We start from the raw sequence: 17,208 nt of genomic DNA, 5'->3' as shown, positions 1-17,208 counted from the left end.
TGGGGCGACACTTGACCCCCTGCAAGCCAGTCCCAGAGGAAGGTGTCCGAGTGTCCCGCCGCAGAATCGGCTTCTGGTACCGCCTGGCGGCGGTCATCGCTAAACCGCCGCTGGTGGTTCTGTTCAAGCGGGACTGGCGCGGAACGGAACACATTCCGGCCGACGGCGGATTCATCACCGCCGTCAACCACAACTCTTATCTGGACCCGCTGTCCTACGCGCACTTCCAGTACAACACCGGGCGCGTCCCGCGCTTTCTCGCCAAGGCCGGCCTCTTCAAGGGCTCGTTCGTCGGCATGATGCTGCGCGGCACCGGACAGATCCCCGTCTACCGCGAGACCACCAACGCGCTGGACGCCTTCCGCGCCGCCGTCGAGGCCATCGAGCGCGGCGAATGCGTCGCCTTCTACCCCGAGGGCACCCTCACCCGCGACCCCGACATGTGGCCCATGGCAGGCAAGACCGGCGCCGCCCGCGTCGCACTGCTCACCAAGGCCCCCGTCATCCCGGTCGCCCAGTGGGGCGCCAACCTCGCGATGCCGCCGTACGCCAGGGAGAACAAGCTCAGGCTGTTCCCCCGCAAGACGCTGATCGTTCAGGCCGGTCCGCCGGTCGACCTCTCGCGCTTCTACGGCAAGGAACCGACGCCGGAGGTGCTGCGCGAGGCGACCGAGGTCATCATGGCCGCGATCACCGCACTCCTGGAGGAGGTACGCGGCGAGAAGGCGCCCGCCGAACCGTACGACCACCGCAAGGCAAGGCTGGAACTGCGGCGCAAGGCCGCCGGAGAGGGCAAGAAGTGACCAAGGCAGCCGTCTTCGGTACGGGATCGTGGGGCACCGCCTTCGGCATGGTGCTCGCCGACGCGGGCTGCGAGGTGACCCTCTGGGGGCGCCGCGCCGAACTCGTCGACGCGATCAACACCACCCGCACCAACCCCGACTACCTCCCCGGCATCGAACTGCCGGCGAAGGTCCGGGCCACCACCGACCCGGCCGAGGCCGCCCGCGACGCCGAGTTCACCGTGCTCGCCGTCCCCTCCCAGACCCTGCGCGGCAACCTCGCCGCATGGGCCGCCGATCTGGCCCCCGGCACCGTCCTCGTCTCCCTCATGAAGGGCGTCGAACTGGGCACCGCCAAGCGGATGAGCGAGGTCATCGAGGAGGTCGCCAAGGTCCCGGCCGACCGCGTCGCCGTCCTCACCGGACCCAACCTGGCCAAGGAGATCGCCGCCCGGCAGCCCGCCGCCGCCGTCGTCGCCTGCGCCGACGAATCCGTCGCCCAGCGCCTCCAGGCCGCCTGCATGACCCCGTACTTCCGCCCGTACACCAACACCGACGTCGTCGGCTGCGAGCTCGGCGGCGCGGTGAAGAACGTCATCGGGCTCGCCGTCGGCATCGCGGACGGCATGGGCCTCGGAGACAACTCCAAGGCCACGCTCATCACCCGCGGCCTTGCCGAGACCACCCGGCTCGGCCTCGCCATGGGAGCCGACCCGCTCACCTTCTCCGGCCTCGCCGGACTCGGCGACCTGGTCGCCACCTGCTCCTCGCCGCTCTCCCGCAACCACACCTTCGGCACCAACCTGGGCCGCGGCATGACGCTGGAAGAGACCATCGCCGCCACCAAGCAGACCGCCGAAGGCGTCAAGTCCTGCGAATCGGTCCTCGACCTGGCCCGCCGACACGGCGTCGACATGCCGATCACCGAGACCGTCGTCTCCATCGTCCACGAGGGCAAGCCGCCGATCGTCGCCCTCAAGGAACTGATGTCCCGCAGCGCCAAACCCGAGCGGCGCTGAGCGACGCCGAGCGGCCCACCGGGGGAGCCCCGTTGGGCCGGACGCGCGCGGCGCACCGGGGCACTCAAGCCTGCCGGAGACGCAGGGTACGCTCAACGCGATATGAGCGAGAACACCCAGAGCCCCCGCAAGCCGCGCGTGGCCGTCGTCTTCGGCGGACGCAGCTCGGAGCACGCCATCTCCGTCGTCACCGCCGGTGCCGTCCTGCGCGCCATCGACCGGGACAAGTACGACGTGCTGCCCATCGGCATCACCACCGACGGGCGCTGGGCGCTGACCGCCGACGCCCCCGAGCGGATGGCCATCGCCGAGCGCTCCCTGCCGAACGTCGCCGACCTCGCCGAGTCCGAGACGGGCGGCGTGGTCCTCTCCGTGGACCCCGCCAACCGCGAGGTCGTGTACACCGAGCCCGGCGCCGTGCCCAAGGCCCTCGGCGACGTCGACGTCGTCTTCCCCGTGCTGCACGGCCCGTACGGCGAGGACGGCACGCTCCAGGGACTCCTCGAGCTCTCCGGCGTCCCCTACGTCGGCGCGGGCGTCCTCGCCTCCGCCGTCGGCCAGGACAAGGAGTACATGAAGCGGGTGTTCACCTCCTTCGGGCTGCCCGTCGGCCCGTACGAGGTCATCCGGCCGCGCGAGTGGGAGCAGAATCCGGCGGCCGCCCGGAAGAAGATCGTGGAGTTCGCCGCCGAGCACGGCTGGCCGCTCTTCGTGAAGCCGGCCCGCGGCGGCTCCTCCATGGGCATCACCAAGGTCGACGACCTTTCCGGCCTGGACGAGGCCATCGAGGAGGCCCGCCGCCACGACCCCAAGATCCTCGTCGAGTCGCTGCTGCGCGGCCGCGAGATCGAGTGCGGCGTCCTGGAGTTCGAGGACGGCCCGCGCGCCAGCGTGCCGGCCGAGATCCCGCCCGTCACCGACCACGACTTCTACGACTTCGAGGCGAAGTACATCGACTCGGCGTCCGGCATCGTGCCCGCGCCGATCGGCGACGAGGCCACCGCCGAGGTCCAGCGCCTCGCGGTCGCCGCCTACGAGGCCGTCTCCTGCGAGGGCCTGGTCCGCGCCGACTTCTTCCTCACCGAGGACGGCGACTTCGTCATCAACGAGATCAACACCATGCCCGGCTTCACGCCGATCTCCATGTACCCGCGCATGTGGCAGGAGAGCGGCGTCAGCTACCCCGAGCTCGTCGACCGGCTGATCCAGGCCGCGCTGACCCGCTCCACGGGCCTGCGCTGACCGCTAGGGTCTGTCGTGTGGATCCGGCCTGATCCACACGACAGACCCTAGACGCTGTCCGGGACCGCCTTCTTGACGGGGGCGGCGAGATCCACGAGCGGGCCGACGTCATGCGCGTACCGCTCGTCCAGCGTCACCTCGACGTACGCCTTCCGGTACGTCGTGGTGAAGCGGGGTCCGTCGCCCTGCCGCGGCTCGTACAGCCAGTTCACACCGTCGGCGTCGACCCCCTGTGCCTGGGGATCGTTCATCCTGTCGGGCCGGGGGACGCCGCAGCGCAGTACGATCGCCGCGTCCCCCCATCCGGCGGTCAGCTCGGAGTCGGGCTCCGGGTCGTTCCGTTCCAGCCCCGCCACGGTCCCGGGAAGTTCCTTCGCCAGCGCCCGGCAGAAGGCGGCTTCCTCCGCCGGAGGGCTGGGAACCGGGGCCGACACCTTCGCGTCCGTGGAGGAGCAGCCCACGGCGGACAGCAGCAGCACGGCCGCGGCCGCGGCGGCGACGGGCAGGCCGAAGGGCCGGTGGGATGACATCACCGGCCAAGCGTAGACGGGGGCTACAGATGCACGACCGGGCAGGTGAGGGTCCGCGTGATGCCGTCCACTTGCTGGACCTTGGCGACCACCATGCGGCCGAGGTCGTCGACCGTGTCGGCCTGGGCGCGGACGATCACGTCGTACGGTCCCGTCACGTCCTCCGCCTGGATCACCCCCGGGATCTCGGAGATGGTCTCGGCGACGGTCGACGCCTTGCCCACCTCGGTCTGGATGAGGATGTACGCCTGTACCACGGAACCTCCAGGGCGACCACGAGGATCTTGTGGGAGAAAGGGACGCCACGGTACCGCGTCGCCGCGGGCCGCGGGGAGACCTGCGCGCCCCGAGGCGCCCACAGTGTGGCGAAGGCACGACAGAAGTTGACGGACCACTTGACGGTATCTGGCGCAGTGACGGCTCGCGACCCGCGGTCGGCGCGCACGGCCGGCACGACAACACGAGGTGAGACGCGGTGAAGGGCACAGTCGGCGAGTTGGGCGAGTTCGGGCTCATCAAGGAGCTCACGTCCCGGCTCACCTCCACCCCGGCGGTACGGATCGGGCCGGGCGACGACGCCGCGGTCGTCTCCGCACCCGACCGGCGCGTGGTGGCCAGCACGGACATCCTGCTCGAAGGACGGCACTTTCGCCGCGACTGGTCCACGGCGTACGACGTCGGCCGCAAGGCCGCCGCGCAGAACCTCGCCGACATCGCCGCCATGGGCGCCGTCCCCACCGCGCTCCTGCTCGGCCTCGTCGTCCCCGCCGAACTGCCCGTCACCTGGCCCACCGAGCTCATGGACGGCCTGCGCGACGAGTGCCAGGTCGCCGGCGCGGCCGTCGTCGGCGGCGACGTCGTCCGCGGCGACACCATCACCGTCGCCATCACCGCCCTCGGCGACCTGCGCAACCACGACCCGGTGACCCGCGGCGGGGCACAGCCCGGCGACGTCGTCGCGTACACCGGCTGGCTCGGCTGGTCCGCCGCCGGCTACGCCGTCCTCTCCCGGGGCTTCCGCTCGCCGCGCGCCTTCGTCGAGGCGCACCGGCGGCCCGAACCGCCGTACCACGCGGGCCCCGCCGCGGCGGGCCTCGGCGCCACCGCCATGTGCGACGTCAGCGACGGACTCATCGCCGACCTCGGCCACATCGCCGAGGCCAGCAAGGTCCGTATCGACCTGCGCTCCGGCCTCATCGACATCCCCACCCAGATGAACGACATCGGCCAGGCCGTCGGCGTCGACCCCCTGCAGTGGGTGCTCACCGGCGGCGAGGACCACGCGATCGTCGCCACCTTCCCGCCGGACGTGAAGCTGCCGGCCCGCTGGAAGGTCATCGGCGAGGTCCTCAACCCCTCGGCGCTGCCGCAGGTGACCGTGGACGGCGCGCCCTGGCACAGCACGGGCGGCTGGGACCACTTCGGGGAGACCGAGTGAGCCTCCCGCCGCCCCTCGTCCTCACCGTCGCCGGATCGGACTCCGGCGGCGGCGCGGGCATCCAGGCCGACCTGAAGACCATGCTCGCCCTCGGTGTCCACGGCATGAGCGTGATCACCGCCGTCACGGCCCAGAACTCCCGGGGCGTCCACGGGGCGTGGGAGCTGCCCGAGGAGGCCGTACGGGCCCAGTACCGCGCCGTCGTCGACGACATCGGCGTCCAGGCGGTGAAGACCGGCATGCTCGCCTCGGCGGCCCTCGTGGAGACAGTCGCCGAACTGCTCGCCGCGACGGACGCGCCCGTGGTCGTCGACCCGGTGGGCGTCTCCAAGCACGGGGACGCGCTCCTCGCCGCCTCCGCGCTGGACTCCGTACGGACGAGGCTGCTGCCGGTCGCGACCGTCGCCACACCCAACCTGGACGAGGTGGCGCAGCTCACCGGCGTCCACGTCGTCGACGAGCGCGACATGCGGACCGCCGCCGAGGCGATCCTGTCGTACGGCCCGCGCTGGGCGCTGATCAAGGGCGGGCATCTGCCGACCGGCGAGGAGGCCGTGGACCTGCTCACGGACGGCGCCGAGGAGCACTGGCTGCGCGCGCCGCGCCACGACAACCGGCACACGCACGGGACGGGCTGCACGCTGGCCTCGGCGGTGGCGTCGGGCCTCGCGAAGGGGCTGCCGGTACCGGAGGCGGTACGGGAGGCGAAGGCGTACGTGACGGGGGCGATCGCGGCCGGTTTCGCGCTGGGCGCGGGCATCGGACCGGTGGACCACGCCTGGCGGTGGCGGGGTTCGGCGTGACACGTACGTCACGCTCGCGCCGCCGCGCTGACCGGCGGACGGCTCCCGGATCTTGACCGGGCACCCAGCTGTAACAGAAGCTGTTGCAGCATCAGGAGGCAAGGGGAGGGTGGATGGCGGCGAACAGTCGACTGACCGTCGCGACGCACGCCCTGGCCTGGCTGGCGCTGGCGCAACGCCGCGGCCGGGAGGTTCTCACGTCGGAGCAGGTCGCGGCCAGCGTCAACACCAACGCCGTGATCATCCGGCGCAGCCTCGGTGACCTGCGGCGAGCCGGCCTGGTGGAGGTGCGCCACGGCGCCGGCGCGGGCTGGAGTCTGGCCCGCGCGCCGGAGGAGATCTCCCTCCTCGACGTGCACGAGGCCGTCGGCGCGCAGGCGCCGTTCGGCCTGCACCACAGCGAGCCCAACCTGGAGTGCCCGGTCGGCCGGGGCATCCGGCCCGCGCTGAGCGACGTCTACAGGCGGGTCGAGCAGGCCATGCGGCGGGAGCTGGCGGACACGTCGATCGCCGATGTCCTGCGCGAGACGCTGGTGAACTGAGGCGCGTCCGGCGGCGGACGGATGGCCGCCGGGAAGCCCTACCCCTTGGTGTAACAAAAACGGTTTCATCAATCGAGCGAGGAGCAGGTCCGGTGAAAGCCCTACGGTGCCCGGTCGTCGAACTGCGGCAGTACACGCTGCGCCCAGGACAGCGGGACGTACTGATCGATCTGTTCGACCGGGAGTTCGTCGAGCCCCAGGAGGACGCGGGTATGACCGTCCTCGGGCAGTTTCGCGACGTGGACGACCCCGATCGGTTCGTCTGGCTGCGCGGCTTCGACGGCATGCCGCGCCGCGCCCAGGCGCTGGAGAGCTTCTACGGCGGGCCGGTCTGGCAGGCGCACCGCGACCGGGCCAACGCGACGATGATCGACTCCGACGACGTCCTGCTGCTGCGGCCGGCCTCGGCACACGCCGGGTTCCCCGTGCCGACCGCCCCCCGCCGGGCCCCCGGCGATCCGGCGGACGTGCCGCCGTCGCGGGTCCTCGCCACGATCTGGTACGGCGACCGCCCGTTCGACGCCGCGTTCGTGGAGTTCTTCGAGCGGCGGGTGCCGTCCGTCCTGGCCGAGGCCGGCGGCGAGCTGCTGGCGTACCTGCGCTCGGAACACGCCCCGAACACCTTCCCGGCGCTGCCGGTACGGACGGGCGAGGAGGTCTTCGTCTTCTTCGCGCGGTTCACCGACGAGGACCGGCTCGACGACCACCTGCGTCGCCTGCAGGAGTCCGGAAGCTGGGGGGAGCTGCTGCCGACCCTGTCGCGGGGGTGGGCCAGAGCGCCGCAACACCTCCGGCTGGCGCCCACGGAGCGGTCACTGCTGCGCTGAGACGAGAGGAGCAGCGCCGACGACCCGCTCCGGATGGAGACGATCACGGCGCCGCCGACCTCAGGGCATGGCAAAAGGCCGGTTCACCGAGGTGAACCGGCCTTTCAAGGCAACCGCAGGGGCTGCGCTACGACAAAACGTCGGCGGGATCTTCCCCGCTTGCGCGGGGAGCATCACTTAGCGCGAGACCTTGCCGGCCTTGATGCACGAGGTGCAGACGTTGAGCCGCTTCGGCGTCCGACCGACCACGGCACGCACGCGCTGGATGTTCGGGTTCCAGCGACGGGACGTACGGCGGTGCGAGTGCGAAATGTTGTTGCCGAAGCCCGGCCCCTTGCCGCAGACGTCGCAGTTGGCAGCCACGGGTCACTCCAAAGACTTCAGATTTACAGTGAAATCCGGCGCACCGGAATCAGAGTTCTGAAGTGGCTTGCCGGGGGAATGGCCCGACTCTCGCCGGGCAACCGAAGCAGCATACAACGGCTGCTCCCGTAGAACGAAACTACCATGACCTCGGCGGCCCCCGTCCCCGGCCCAGGTCACGAGCGGGTCTACCCTGCGGTGAGCTCGCCGCCCAGGCGCGGCCCGTGCCGCGCAGGCCGTCCACAGGAGGATCACCCGTTGCCGCAGACCGCGCAGACCCTCGACGCCGCAGCGGTCCGATCCTGGTGCGTACGGGCGCTGGAGGCGCTCGGCCGGGAGCGCGAGGAGATCGACGCGATCAACGTCTATCCGATCGCCGACGGGGACACCGGCACCAACCTCTATCTCACAGTGGAATCCGCCGCACAGGCGGTCGAGGCTGTCTTCGCGGCCGACGAGCCGGACGCCGTGGACGCGATACGGGCCATGGCGCACGGTGCCCTCATCGGGGCGCGGGGCAACTCCGGGACGATCCTCTCGCAGCTGCTGCGCGGCATGGCGTCCGTCCTCGCCGACGGGCGCGACGGCGATCACCTCGCCAAGTCGCTGACGGCCGCCTCCGCCGCAGCCCGCCGGGCCGTGGCACACCCTGTCGAGGGCACGATCCTGACCGTGGCGCACGCCGCGGCGGACGCCTGCGCACGAGGCGGGGACCTCGTGACGGTGGCCAGAGGGGCCTACGAGGGGGCCAGGACGGCCCTGGAGGAGACCCCGGGACAGTTGGCCGTACTCCAGCGCGCGGGCGTCGTGGACGCCGGCGGGCGCGGCCTGGTGGCGGTCCTCGGCGCCCTGGTCGAGGTGGTGTCGGGCGAGGCGCAGATTCGGCCGGTCCGCCCCGGACGTCCCGTACGGGACGAGGAGGAGTGCCCGGCCGAGGAGAGCAGGCGCGGCCCCGCGTTCGAGGTGATCTACCTCCTGGAGGCGGAGGACGAGGCCGTGGAACGGCTGCGGTCCCGGCTGGACGACCTGGGGGACTCGCTCGTCGTCGTGGGCGGTGACGGGCTGTGGAACGTCCACGTCCATGTCGACGACGCGGGAGCGGCGGTCGAGGCGGGCGTGGAGGCGGGACGCCCGTACCGGATCCGGATCACGCACTTCGCGGGGGTGGCGCCGGCCGAGCGGATGCAGCGCGCGGTGGTCGCGGTGGTACCCGGCGAGGGCATCGCGGGCCTGTGCCAGGAGGCGGGCGCCACGACGGTCCTGGCGCGGGCGGGCGAGCCGCCGGCCAGCGGGGAGCTGGTCGACGCGATCCGGCGGGCCCACGCGCGCGAGGTGGTCCTCCTGCCGAACGACACCGCCCTGCGGCACACGGCGGGCGCCGCGGCCGAACAGGCCCGCGCCGAGGGCATCCGGGTCGCCCTGATCCCGACCCGCGCGGCCGTCCAGGGCATCGCGGCCCTGGCCGTCCACGAGCCGGAGCGCCGCTTCGACGAGGACGTGGTGGCGATGACGGCGGCGGCGGGCGCCACGCGCTACGCCGAACTGGCCGTCGCCGAACGGCAGTCCTTCACCTCGGCGGGCGTGTGCCAGGCCGGTGACGTCCTCGGCCTGATCGAGGGCGACGTGGCGGTCATCGGCCAGGACCTGACGGCCACAGCGCGGACGGTCCTGGACCGGATGCTGTCGGCGGGCGGCGAACTGGTCACCCTGATCGTCGCCACCGACACCCCCGAGACCCTGGCATCAGCCCTCGAACGCCACGTCCGCGACACGTACTTGGCGGTCGACACCACGACCTACCACGCGGGGCCCGGAGCGCCACCCCTCCTCATCGGCGTGGAGTAGCCTCGGCGGACCCTTGGTCCGGGAGTCTCGTGGGGCGGGGGATCTCCCCGCCCCCACCCGCTCAGGCGGTCGCGCGCTTCAGGAGCTCCGCCGCCTCCTCGTGCCGGGGCGCGTCCGCGTCCGGGAACTCCGCCAGCACGCCCCGCGCCGCCTCCGCCGCCGCCGAGCCGTCGCCCAGGTCGAGCTGGAGCCACCCCGCCAGCAGCTCCGCCCCCGCCCGGCCGTCCCGGAACTCCGGGCCCGCCTCGGCGAAGGCGGCCGCCGCGCGCCGCGCGTACGGCAGGGCGGCCCGCAGCTCCCGCTCCCCGGCCCCCTCCGCGCCCGCGATCAGCTCGACGGTCTGGCGGTACGTGTCCGCGCGTTCCGCCGCGTCCTCCCCGCACGCCTCCGCGGCCGCCTCCATCAGCTCCACGCCACCCGACTCCGGGCCCGCGAGCCACGCGCGGACCCGGACCGTACGGACGTACGCCGTCGTGTCGCCCAGCTCCCGCCACAGCTCGCCGGCCCGCTCGTACGCCGCCGCGGCCTGCGGCTTCAGCTCCGCCCGCATCAGCGCCTGCGCCGCCAGGTTGGCCAGCATCGCGTGGTCCCGCTGCTCCGGCCACTCCTTCGCCAGCTCCGCCGCCCGCAGCCACTGCTCCGCCGCCGACCGGGGTTCGCTCAGCTCCGTCAGGCAGTCGCCCAGCCACCACAGGGTCTGGACGACCGTCCCGTCGCCGTGGTCCTCCACGGACAGGTCCGGCAGCACCGCCTCCAGGACCGCCGCCGCCTCGGCCGCCCGCCCGTCGCGCAGCAGCCAGCCGCCGAGCAGATGGCGCGCGTACGTCCCGATGCCCCGGCTCTCGCCCGCCTCGTCCGCCCAGTGCGCCGCCTCCAGCGCGTGCTCCGCCGCCTCCCCGAACCGGCCGGTCCCGCCCAGCACTTCCGCGAGCCGCAGCCGCAGCCGGGCCTGACCGGCCGCCGGAGCGTGCTCCGCCCCGTGCTTCAGGGCGGCCCGCGCCGCCCGCTCGGCCGTCTCCGCGTCCCCCAGGTGCTGGGCGATCCCCGCGACGTCGGTCTCCGGCTCGGCCGCGTACCAGGGCAGTCCGGCCGCGAGGAAGAGCTCCGCCGACCGCTCGTACCGGGCCAGCGCCGCCGGCAGATCACCGTCCCGCGCCGCCAGGTCACCCCGCAGCGACTCGGCCTCGGCGACCCGGTCCGTCAGCCACGCGCCGCCGTCGCCGTCCTCCCCGCCCGCGCCGTCCTCGCCGTGCTCCTCGGCGAACTCCAGGACCTCGCCGACCGCCTCCGCCGTCCTCAGCATCCGCGCCCGCAGCAGCAGCGCCCCGGACACCTGGCGCGGTGTCGCCCCGCCGTCCTCGAACAGCGCGCGCAGCCGGGCGATCGGCTCCGCCACCGCCGCGAGCGCCTCCTCCGGCTTCTCGTCCATCCAGAGCGCGTACGCCGCCCGGGCCCGCGCGGCCTGCGCCTCACCGGGATCGCCCGCCGCCTCGTACCCCTCCGCCGCCGCCAGGAACAGCCGCAGGGTGCCCTCCGGGCCCTCCTCCAGGGACCTGGCCCGGTGGTCGGCCAGCTCGGCCCGCGCGAGGGCGTCGAGCGTCACCTCGCCCGCGTCCACCGCCCGCCCCAGCGCCGCCCACGCCTCGCCGGCCTCGGGTCGCCGCTCCCGGGACAGCCGCCGCGCCTCCGCGAGCGGATCACGGGAGAGCACCGCGGGACCGGCCACCGGCGCGGGCGCCCGCACGGGCACCGGCGCCGACGCCCGTACCCCCAGCGGCAGCCGGTCGAGGAACGGCAGGGCGTCCATCCGCTTCCGTACGACCTCGCTGACCCGCTCCGTGCCGTTGCGCTCGTCGAAGCGACGGGCGATGGCGAGAGCCTCCACGCGCGCGTGGAGGGCCAGCTCCCGCGCCGTCCAGGACGATCCGGCGGGACCCGGGACCGACTGCTCGCCGTGACCGAGCGCCACCAGGCGGTCCATCAGCAGCGCCGTCACGGCGAGGAAGTCCGCCTGGCTGTCCGGGTCGCCGCTGTCGGTGAAGTAGGCCGGACGCTCCGCCAGGATCTCCAGACCCCGCGCCTCGTTGCCGGTCAGCGCGCAGAACTCGATGTGCAGCGCCACCGAAGCGCGCATGCTCTCCATCGGCCGCACCAGGCGGTAGCCCCGCAGATGGTTCGCCCGCGCCTGCTCGGCCCGGCCCAGCCGGAGCAGCGGCAGCAGTGAGGACGCCAGGACCGCGTGCGGTTCGTGGGAGCAGGTGTGCTCGCCGTCCAGGACCGGCGCCCACGTCTCCAGGGCCTTGTCGTCCTCCCCGAGCTCCGCGCGCCACAGGCCCTGGGTGTGCAGCTCGCAGGCGTGGCAGTCGGCCATCCGGTCCCGGTCGGCCGCCAGCCAGGCGGCGTACGCCCGCGCCGCCCGCTCCCTGTCCCCGACATGCCGCGCCACCCGGAACTCGCCCTGCCGCACGGCCCGTTCCGAGTGCCCGGCGAGGCGGTAGCGGTGCTCCATCTCGCCGAGCCATTTCTCGATCGAGGCGAGCGGGATGTGCGGCTGGTCGAGCATGCCGCTGGAGACCCACTTGAAGACCCAGTGCAGGGAGTGCGTCTCGTATGCGTCGAAGTCCGCCGGGTTCTCGTCCCACATCCGCAGCAGCCGGGCGAAGGGAACGAACATCTTCGCCTTCTCGGAGCTGTAGTTGTAGACCTGCAGCTGATGGCCGAGGGCCTCGATCACGGCCGGCGGCTCGCCGATCAGCTCGGCCTCGGCGAGCAGCCGTTCGGCGCGCGCGTTGCGCGCGGGGCCCTCCGGCTGCTCGTAGTTGTCGCGCATGGCCTCGCGCAGAGCGTCGAACGTCAGCGTCATGCCTTCTTCTCCCCCTTGTGGCTCTCCCCGTCGTGGGTGGCCCAGTCCAGCAGCCCGGCGAACGCCCGGTTGAGCAGCGCCGAGTCGGCGGGGCGCAGCGGCCGCTGCGCCATCAGCAGCGCCTGCCCGTAGAGCGCCTCGACGGCCGTCCCGGCCAGCCCCGGGTCGTCGAGGGCGCCGATCCGGCGGACCTGCGGATTCAGATCGTTCAGGACGAGCCGGGCCCGCGGCGCGCTACCGCGCAGCGAACCGAGGATGCCCGCCCACAGACCGTCGGCCTCCTCCTCGGCGTCCGCGCGGGCCCGCTCATGACGCGCCGAGCGGTCGTCCAGATGCAGCGCGGGCACCGTCAGCGGGTGGAAGGAACGCAGCGACACATCGCAGCCCAGCGGATCCAGCGTGGCACGCGCCACCGACAGGAACCGCGACAGCGCCAGCTCCCGCGCCGGATCGACCGCGTCCAGGTGGGCGGTGACGGTGTCCGCGTCGAGTTCGGCGACGGGGGTGCCCGGCCGCACCTCGGGGAGCCGCTCGACCAGCTCCGTGTCGTAGGTGTAGCCGCCGTTGACCACGCCGATGCCCTGCGCGGAGGCGATGGCGGCGACCTGCCGGAACTCCTCGACCGTACGGGTGTAGTGCACCACCGGATGGCGCCGGGCGAACTCCTCCAGGGAGACACGGCCGTCGGTCGTCTCGAACGGCAGCCAGGGCAGCATCGTCCGCAGCATCTCGCCGTCGTGCCGCGCCAGCGACTTCACACCCAGGTGGTGCACGGCGAGGAAGGCCTCCAGCCGCTCGGGCGCGCCCGCGGCGAGACCGGCGAGCCAGTCGCGGATCGCGGCGCCCAGCGCGTCCCGTACGCCCGCCAGCGTCTCGTCCTCGTACAGGGACTCGCGCGAGGCGGTCGGCCGCAGGCTGTCCGTGTCCAGGACGCAGCGCACGAAGAACGCCCAGTCGGGCAGCAGGCCGTCGGCCCGCTCGGTCAGCAGCATGCCCTTGAGGTGGACCCGGTGGCCCGCCCGCTGGGCCGGGCTCACCGCCGACGGCAGGACGTAGGCCACACCCCGGATGCCGGCCAGCGGCAGGTCCAGATCGATCGAGTCGAGCGGGGTGAAGCCGAACAGGTCCCGGCAGTGCCCGGCGAGCGCGACCCGGCGGGCGGCCGGGCTCGGATACGACCGGTCCCAGGGCGCGGGCAGATCGGTGACCGCCCGGTCCCCGACCCGTACTTCGTACGGGAGGAGGGAGCCGAACTCCCGGGCCAGCGACAGCACCTTCTCCTCGGTCAGCCACTCACCCGAGCCCGGGCGCGCGGCGAGATGCACCGTGGTGCCGGGCTCCGTCCGGGCGATGTCGGGGAGCGTACGGACGGTGTACGAACCGTCCTCGCGGGCGGTCCACTCCACCGGAGGCGCGTCGGGCGTGCGGGCGCTGCGGCTCACCACCCGGATCTCGGCGGCGACGACGAAGCAGGCGAGCAGCCCGATGCCGAACTGCCCGAGGAACTCGGCACGCACGGACGCGATGCCGTCGGTGCCGGCGCGCTTGGAACTGCGGCCGATCGTGGCCAGGAGGCTGTGCACGTCCTGCTCGGTCAGCCCGATGCCGCTGTCCTCGACGCGCAGGCCGGCGCCGTCGGCGTACAGCCGGACAAGGGCAGGGGCGTCCGGCTGCTCGGCACGGCGGGCGGTGATGGCGTCCACGGCGTTCTGCAGCAGTTCGCGCAGATAGACCCGGGGGCTCGAATAGAGGTGGTGGGAGAGGAGATCCACGAGGCCGCGCAGATCGACCTGGAACGTGTGCGGTGTCTGGTCAGCAGTCATCGTCGCTGCGCCGGTGGGGGGACGGGCGACGGCGCGGGTCGGGCGATCCCGGCGGCCGGTGATCGCGGAAGGGGTGGGAAGAGCCGCCATCCTAGGCGCCGCGGAGCCGACGTGACCAGCGGATATCCACAGCCTGCGGGACGGTTGTCGGTGCGGTGGTGTGCAATGGAACGCGTGCCCGTGCTCGACGAACCACTGAACCGACTGCCCGAGGGGAGCCGCCGTGCTGCTCGGTGACCCGCTCAAGAACGTCCTCGGGGCCGCCACCGCGAAGGTGATGGCCGACCATCTCGACCTGCGTACGGTCGGCGACCTGCTCCACCACTATCCTCGGCGGTACGCCGAGCGCGGGGAGCTGACCGCGCTGGCCGACCTGCCCCTGGACGAGCACGTCACGGTCGTCGCCCAGGTGGCCGACGCCCGCGTGCTGACCTTCAACAAGGGCGGGCGGGGCAAGGGCCAGCGGCTCGAGGTCACGATCACCGACGGCAGCGGCCGGATGCAGCTGGTCTTCTTCGGCCGGGCGGTCTTCTTCCACCAGAAGGAGCTGCTGCCGGGCCGGCGCGGCATGTTCGCCGGCAAGGTCGGGCTCTTCAACCGCAAGCTCCAGCTCTCCCACCCCGAGTACAAGCTCCTCGACGCCGACAGCAGCGACGAGACGGTCAAGGCGTTCGCGAGCGAGCTGCTGCCGATCTACCCCGCCTGCAAGCAGCTGGAGTCCTGGACCATCGAGCAGTCGGTCTCCATCGTCCTGGACTCCATGGCCGCCACCGGCTGGGCCGGACTCGCCGACCCGCTGCCGCCCGCCCTGCGCGAGGGCCGCGGCCTCGCCGCCCTGCCCGAGGCGCTCCAGAAGGTGCACCGCCCTCGCACCAGGGCGGACATCGAGGACGCCCGGCAGCGGCTGAAGTGGGACGAGGCGTTCGTCCTCCAGGTCGCCCTCGCCCGCCGTCGCTTCGCCGACACCCAACTCCCCGCCGTCGCCCGCCGTCCCGTCCCGGGCGGCCTCCTCGACGCCTTCGACGCCAAACTCCCCTTCACTCTCACCGACGGCCAGCGGAAGGTCTCGAAGGAGATCTTCGACGACCTCGCCACCGAGCACCCGATGCACCGGCTCCTCCAGGGCGAGGTCGGATCCGGAAAGACGATGGTCGCCCTGCGGGCCATGCTCGCCGTCGTGGACGCCGGGGGACAGGCCGCCATGCTCGCCCCCACGGAGGTCCTCGCCCAGCAGCACCACCGGTCGATCACCGAGATGATGGGCGAGCTCGCCGAGGGCGGCCTGCTCGGCGGCTCCGAGCACGGCACCAAGGTCGTGCTCCTCACCGGCTCCATGGGCGCGGCCGCCCGCCGTCAGGCCCTGCTCGACCTCGTCACCGGCGAGGCCGGGATCGTCATCGGCACCCACGCCCTGATCGAGGACAAGGTGCGCTTCCACGACCTGGGCCTGGTCGTCGTCGACGAGCAGCACCGCTTCGGTGTGGAGCAGCGCGACGCCCTGCGCGGCAAGGGGAAACAGCCCCCTCACCTGCTCGTGATGACGGCGACGCCCATCCCGCGCACGGTCGCCATGACCGTCTTCGGCGATCTGGAGACCTCCGTCCTGGACCAGCTGCCCGCCGGGCGCTCACCGATCGCCAGCCATGTCGTCCCCGCCGCCGACAAGCCGCACTTCCTCACGCGCGCGTGGGACCGCGTGCGCGAAGAGGTGGAGAACGGCCACCAGGCGTACGTCGTCTGCCCTCGCATCGGCGACGGCGAGGACGACCCCAAGGGGAAGAAGAAGTCCACCCCCGAGGACGAGGCGGAGAAGCGCCCGCCGCTCGCCGTCCTCGACGTCACCGAGAAGCTGAGGGCCGGCCCGCTCGCCGGGCTGCGCGTCGAGGTCCTGCACGGCCGGATGCACCCCGACGACAAGGACGACGTCATGCGCCGCTTCGCCGCCGGCGAGGTCGACGTCCTCGTCGCCACCACCGTCATCGAGGTCGGTGTCAACGTCCCCAACGCCACCGCCATGGTGATCATGGACGCCGACCGGTTCGGCGTCTCCCAGCTCCACCAGCTCCGCGGCCGCGTCGGTCGCGGCTCCGCCCCCGGTCTGTGCCTCCTGGTCACCGAGATGCCCGAGGCCAGCCCCGCCCGGCAGCGCCTCGCCGCCGTCGCCGCCACCCTCGACGGCTTCGAACTCTCCCGGATCGACCTCGAACAGCGCCGCGAGGGCGACGTCCTCGGCCAGGCCCAGTCCGGCGTCCGCTCCTCGCTGCGGATGCTCACCGTCATCGACGACGAGGACGTCATCACGGCCGCCCGCGAGGAGGCCACCGCCGTCGTCCTCGCCGACCCCGACCTCACCGACCACCCCGAGCTGCGCACCGCCCTCGACGCCCTCCTCGACAAGGAACGCGAGGAGTACCTGGAGAAGGGCTGACGCGGCAGGCCGGCAGCCGCCATAAGCTATTGCACACGCAATGGCTGACGGCTCACGGCCCAGACAGACGGCTCACGGCCCATACAGAGCGAGGACCCAGATGACCCGCGTGATCGCCGGCACCGCCGGCGGACGCCGACTCGCCGTACCGCCGGGCAACGGCACCCGCCCCACCTCCGACCGGGCGCGGGAGGGCCTCTTCTCCACCTGGGAGTCGTTCCACGGCCTGGCCGGGGCACGGGTCGTCGACCTGTACGCAGGTTCCGGCGCCGTCGGCCTGGAGGCGCTGTCCCGCGGCGCGACCCACGCGCTGCTCGTCGAGGCCGACCCGCGCGCCGCGAAGACCGTCCGCGAGAACATCCGCACCCTCGGACTGCCCGGCGCCGAACTCCGTACCGGCAAAGCGGAACAGATCGTGACGGGCCCGGCCCCGGCGGAGCCGTACGACCTGGTCTTCCTCGACCCCCCGTACGCCGTCTCCGACGACGATCTTCGCGAGATCCTCCTCACACTCCGCTCCGGGGGCTGGATCGCGGAGGACGCTCTCGTCACCGTGGAGCGCAGCACCCGAGGCGGGGAATTCGGCTGGCCGGCCGGTTTCGAGCCACTGCGAGCCCGTCGCTACGGCGAGGGAACGTTTTGGTACGGTCGCGCCGCCTCTACGTGCGAAGACGCACGATGACCGGACCGGAGAGCGAGGGAC

The 17,208-nt window shown here is 72.9% G+C and carries 15 protein-coding genes; 10 read left to right on the top strand and 5 right to left on the bottom strand.

Annotated elements, in window-relative coordinates; genetic code table 11:
• Positions 1-50: 50 nt before the first annotated feature.
• The 3 genes from ACIRB4_RS26070 (at position 51) to ACIRB4_RS26060 (ending at position 3,043) form a co-directional block, all read left to right on the top strand.
• On the top strand, positions 51-803 hold the full coding sequence (locus ACIRB4_RS26070; RefSeq protein ID WP_403294598.1) for a lysophospholipid acyltransferase family protein: 753 nt from the start codon (positions 51-53) through the stop codon (positions 801-803).
• A complete protein-coding gene (locus tag ACIRB4_RS26065; protein WP_403294597.1) occupies positions 800-1,801 on the top strand; it encodes an NAD(P)H-dependent glycerol-3-phosphate dehydrogenase in 1,002 nt (333 codons plus the stop codon). Before ACIRB4_RS26070 ends, ACIRB4_RS26065 begins: the two co-directional genes overlap by 4 nt.
• A gap of 102 nt (positions 1,802-1,903) precedes the next feature.
• Positions 1,904-3,043: a D-alanine--D-alanine ligase family protein gene (locus ACIRB4_RS26060; protein WP_403294596.1), complete on the top strand. Its 1,140-nt coding sequence runs from the start codon at positions 1,904-1,906 to the stop codon at positions 3,041-3,043.
• 47 nt (positions 3,044-3,090) lie between these two features.
• Here ACIRB4_RS26060 and ACIRB4_RS26055 read toward each other — a convergent pair whose 3' ends face one another.
• Both ACIRB4_RS26055 and ACIRB4_RS26050 read right to left on the bottom strand, forming a co-directional pair.
• Entirely contained in the window at positions 3,091-3,573 is a 483-nt protein-coding gene (locus tag ACIRB4_RS26055) for a DUF3515 domain-containing protein (protein ID WP_403294720.1), read from the bottom strand.
• 23 nt (positions 3,574-3,596) lie between these two features.
• Entirely contained in the window at positions 3,597-3,830 is a 234-nt protein-coding gene (locus ACIRB4_RS26050) for an Lrp/AsnC family transcriptional regulator (RefSeq protein WP_403294595.1), read from the bottom strand.
• Between the two features lie 218 nt (positions 3,831-4,048).
• On the opposite strand from ACIRB4_RS26050, the gene ACIRB4_RS26045 reads away from it, so the two are divergent.
• From ACIRB4_RS26045 to ACIRB4_RS26030, 4 genes are all read left to right on the top strand, one after another.
• Positions 4,049-5,011: a thiamine-phosphate kinase gene (locus ACIRB4_RS26045; RefSeq protein ID WP_403294594.1), complete on the top strand. Its 963-nt coding sequence runs from the start codon at positions 4,049-4,051 to the stop codon at positions 5,009-5,011.
• Positions 5,008-5,814 (top strand): bifunctional hydroxymethylpyrimidine kinase/phosphomethylpyrimidine kinase, encoded by an 807-nt coding sequence (thiD, locus tag ACIRB4_RS26040; protein WP_403294593.1) that lies wholly within the window; start codon positions 5,008-5,010, stop codon positions 5,812-5,814. Before ACIRB4_RS26045 ends, thiD begins: the two co-directional genes overlap by 4 nt.
• Positions 5,815-5,927: 113 nt before the next feature.
• Positions 5,928-6,356 (top strand): Rrf2 family transcriptional regulator, encoded by a 429-nt coding sequence (locus ACIRB4_RS26035; protein WP_403294592.1) that lies wholly within the window; start codon positions 5,928-5,930, stop codon positions 6,354-6,356.
• Between the two features lie 92 nt (positions 6,357-6,448).
• Complete coding sequence (locus ACIRB4_RS26030; protein ID WP_403294591.1) at positions 6,449-7,183, top strand: NIPSNAP family protein; 735 nt, start codon at positions 6,449-6,451, stop codon at positions 7,181-7,183.
• Positions 7,184-7,360: 177 nt separating this feature from the next.
• Here the strand turns inward: ACIRB4_RS26030 and rpmB are convergent, their stop codons facing one another.
• Positions 7,361-7,546 (bottom strand): 50S ribosomal protein L28, encoded by a 186-nt coding sequence (rpmB, locus tag ACIRB4_RS26025; protein ID WP_003957616.1) that lies wholly within the window; start codon positions 7,544-7,546, stop codon positions 7,361-7,363.
• Positions 7,547-7,804: 258 nt separating this feature from the next.
• Between rpmB and ACIRB4_RS26020 the strand changes: the two genes are divergently transcribed.
• Positions 7,805-9,391, top strand: a complete 1,587-nt coding sequence (locus ACIRB4_RS26020) for a DAK2 domain-containing protein (RefSeq protein WP_403294590.1) — start codon at positions 7,805-7,807, stop codon at positions 9,389-9,391.
• 61 nt (positions 9,392-9,452) lie between these two features.
• Here ACIRB4_RS26020 and ACIRB4_RS26015 read toward each other — a convergent pair whose 3' ends face one another.
• A complete protein-coding gene (locus ACIRB4_RS26015; RefSeq protein WP_403294589.1) occupies positions 9,453-12,254 on the bottom strand; it encodes a tetratricopeptide repeat protein in 2,802 nt (933 codons plus the stop codon).
• Positions 12,251-14,077, bottom strand: coding sequence for an HSP90 family protein (locus tag ACIRB4_RS26010; protein ID WP_403294588.1), 1,827 nt, complete (start codon positions 14,075-14,077; stop codon positions 12,251-12,253). Before ACIRB4_RS26010 ends, ACIRB4_RS26015 begins: the two co-directional genes overlap by 4 nt.
• Positions 14,078-14,354: 277 nt before the next feature.
• On the opposite strand from ACIRB4_RS26010, the gene recG reads away from it, so the two are divergent.
• Both recG and rsmD read left to right on the top strand, forming a co-directional pair.
• Positions 14,355-16,505 carry an ATP-dependent DNA helicase RecG gene (gene recG, locus ACIRB4_RS26005; protein WP_403294719.1) on the top strand — a complete coding sequence of 717 codons (2,151 nt, stop codon included), beginning with the start codon at positions 14,355-14,357 and terminating at the stop codon, positions 16,503-16,505.
• A gap of 100 nt (positions 16,506-16,605) precedes the next feature.
• Positions 16,606-17,187 carry a 16S rRNA (guanine(966)-N(2))-methyltransferase RsmD gene (gene rsmD, locus ACIRB4_RS26000; protein ID WP_403294587.1) on the top strand — a complete coding sequence of 194 codons (582 nt, stop codon included), beginning with the start codon at positions 16,606-16,608 and terminating at the stop codon, positions 17,185-17,187.
• The last annotated feature ends 21 nt before the right edge of the window (positions 17,188-17,208 follow it).

It is taken from the genome of Streptomyces sp. NPDC093600, assembly GCF_044764755.1.
In the GTDB taxonomy this organism is placed as follows: domain Bacteria; phylum Actinomycetota; class Actinomycetes; order Streptomycetales; family Streptomycetaceae; genus Streptomyces.
This window is presented reverse-complemented; position numbering and strand designations above follow the sequence as displayed.

Bases quoted from the DNA above. Each gene is read 5' to 3' on its own strand.
- ACIRB4_RS26010 (WP_403294588.1), bottom strand. From the start codon at position 14,077: ATGACTGCTGACCAGACACCGCACACGTTCCAGGTCGATCTGCGCGGC.
- ACIRB4_RS26035 (WP_403294592.1), top strand. From the start codon at position 5,928: ATGGCGGCGAACAGTCGACTGACCGTCGCGACGCACGCCCTGGCCTGG.
- rsmD (WP_403294587.1), top strand. From the start codon at position 16,606: ATGACCCGCGTGATCGCCGGCACCGCCGGCGGACGCCGACTCGCCGTA.
- ACIRB4_RS26060 (WP_403294596.1), top strand. From the start codon at position 1,904: ATGAGCGAGAACACCCAGAGCCCCCGCAAGCCGCGCGTGGCCGTCGTC.
- ACIRB4_RS26055 (WP_403294720.1), bottom strand. From the start codon at position 3,573: ATGTCATCCCACCGGCCCTTCGGCCTGCCCGTCGCCGCCGCGGCCGCG.
- recG (WP_403294719.1), top strand. From the start codon at position 14,355: ATGGCCGACCATCTCGACCTGCGTACGGTCGGCGACCTGCTCCACCAC.
- ACIRB4_RS26015 (WP_403294589.1), bottom strand. From the start codon at position 12,254: ATGACGCTGACGTTCGACGCTCTGCGCGAGGCCATGCGCGACAACTAC.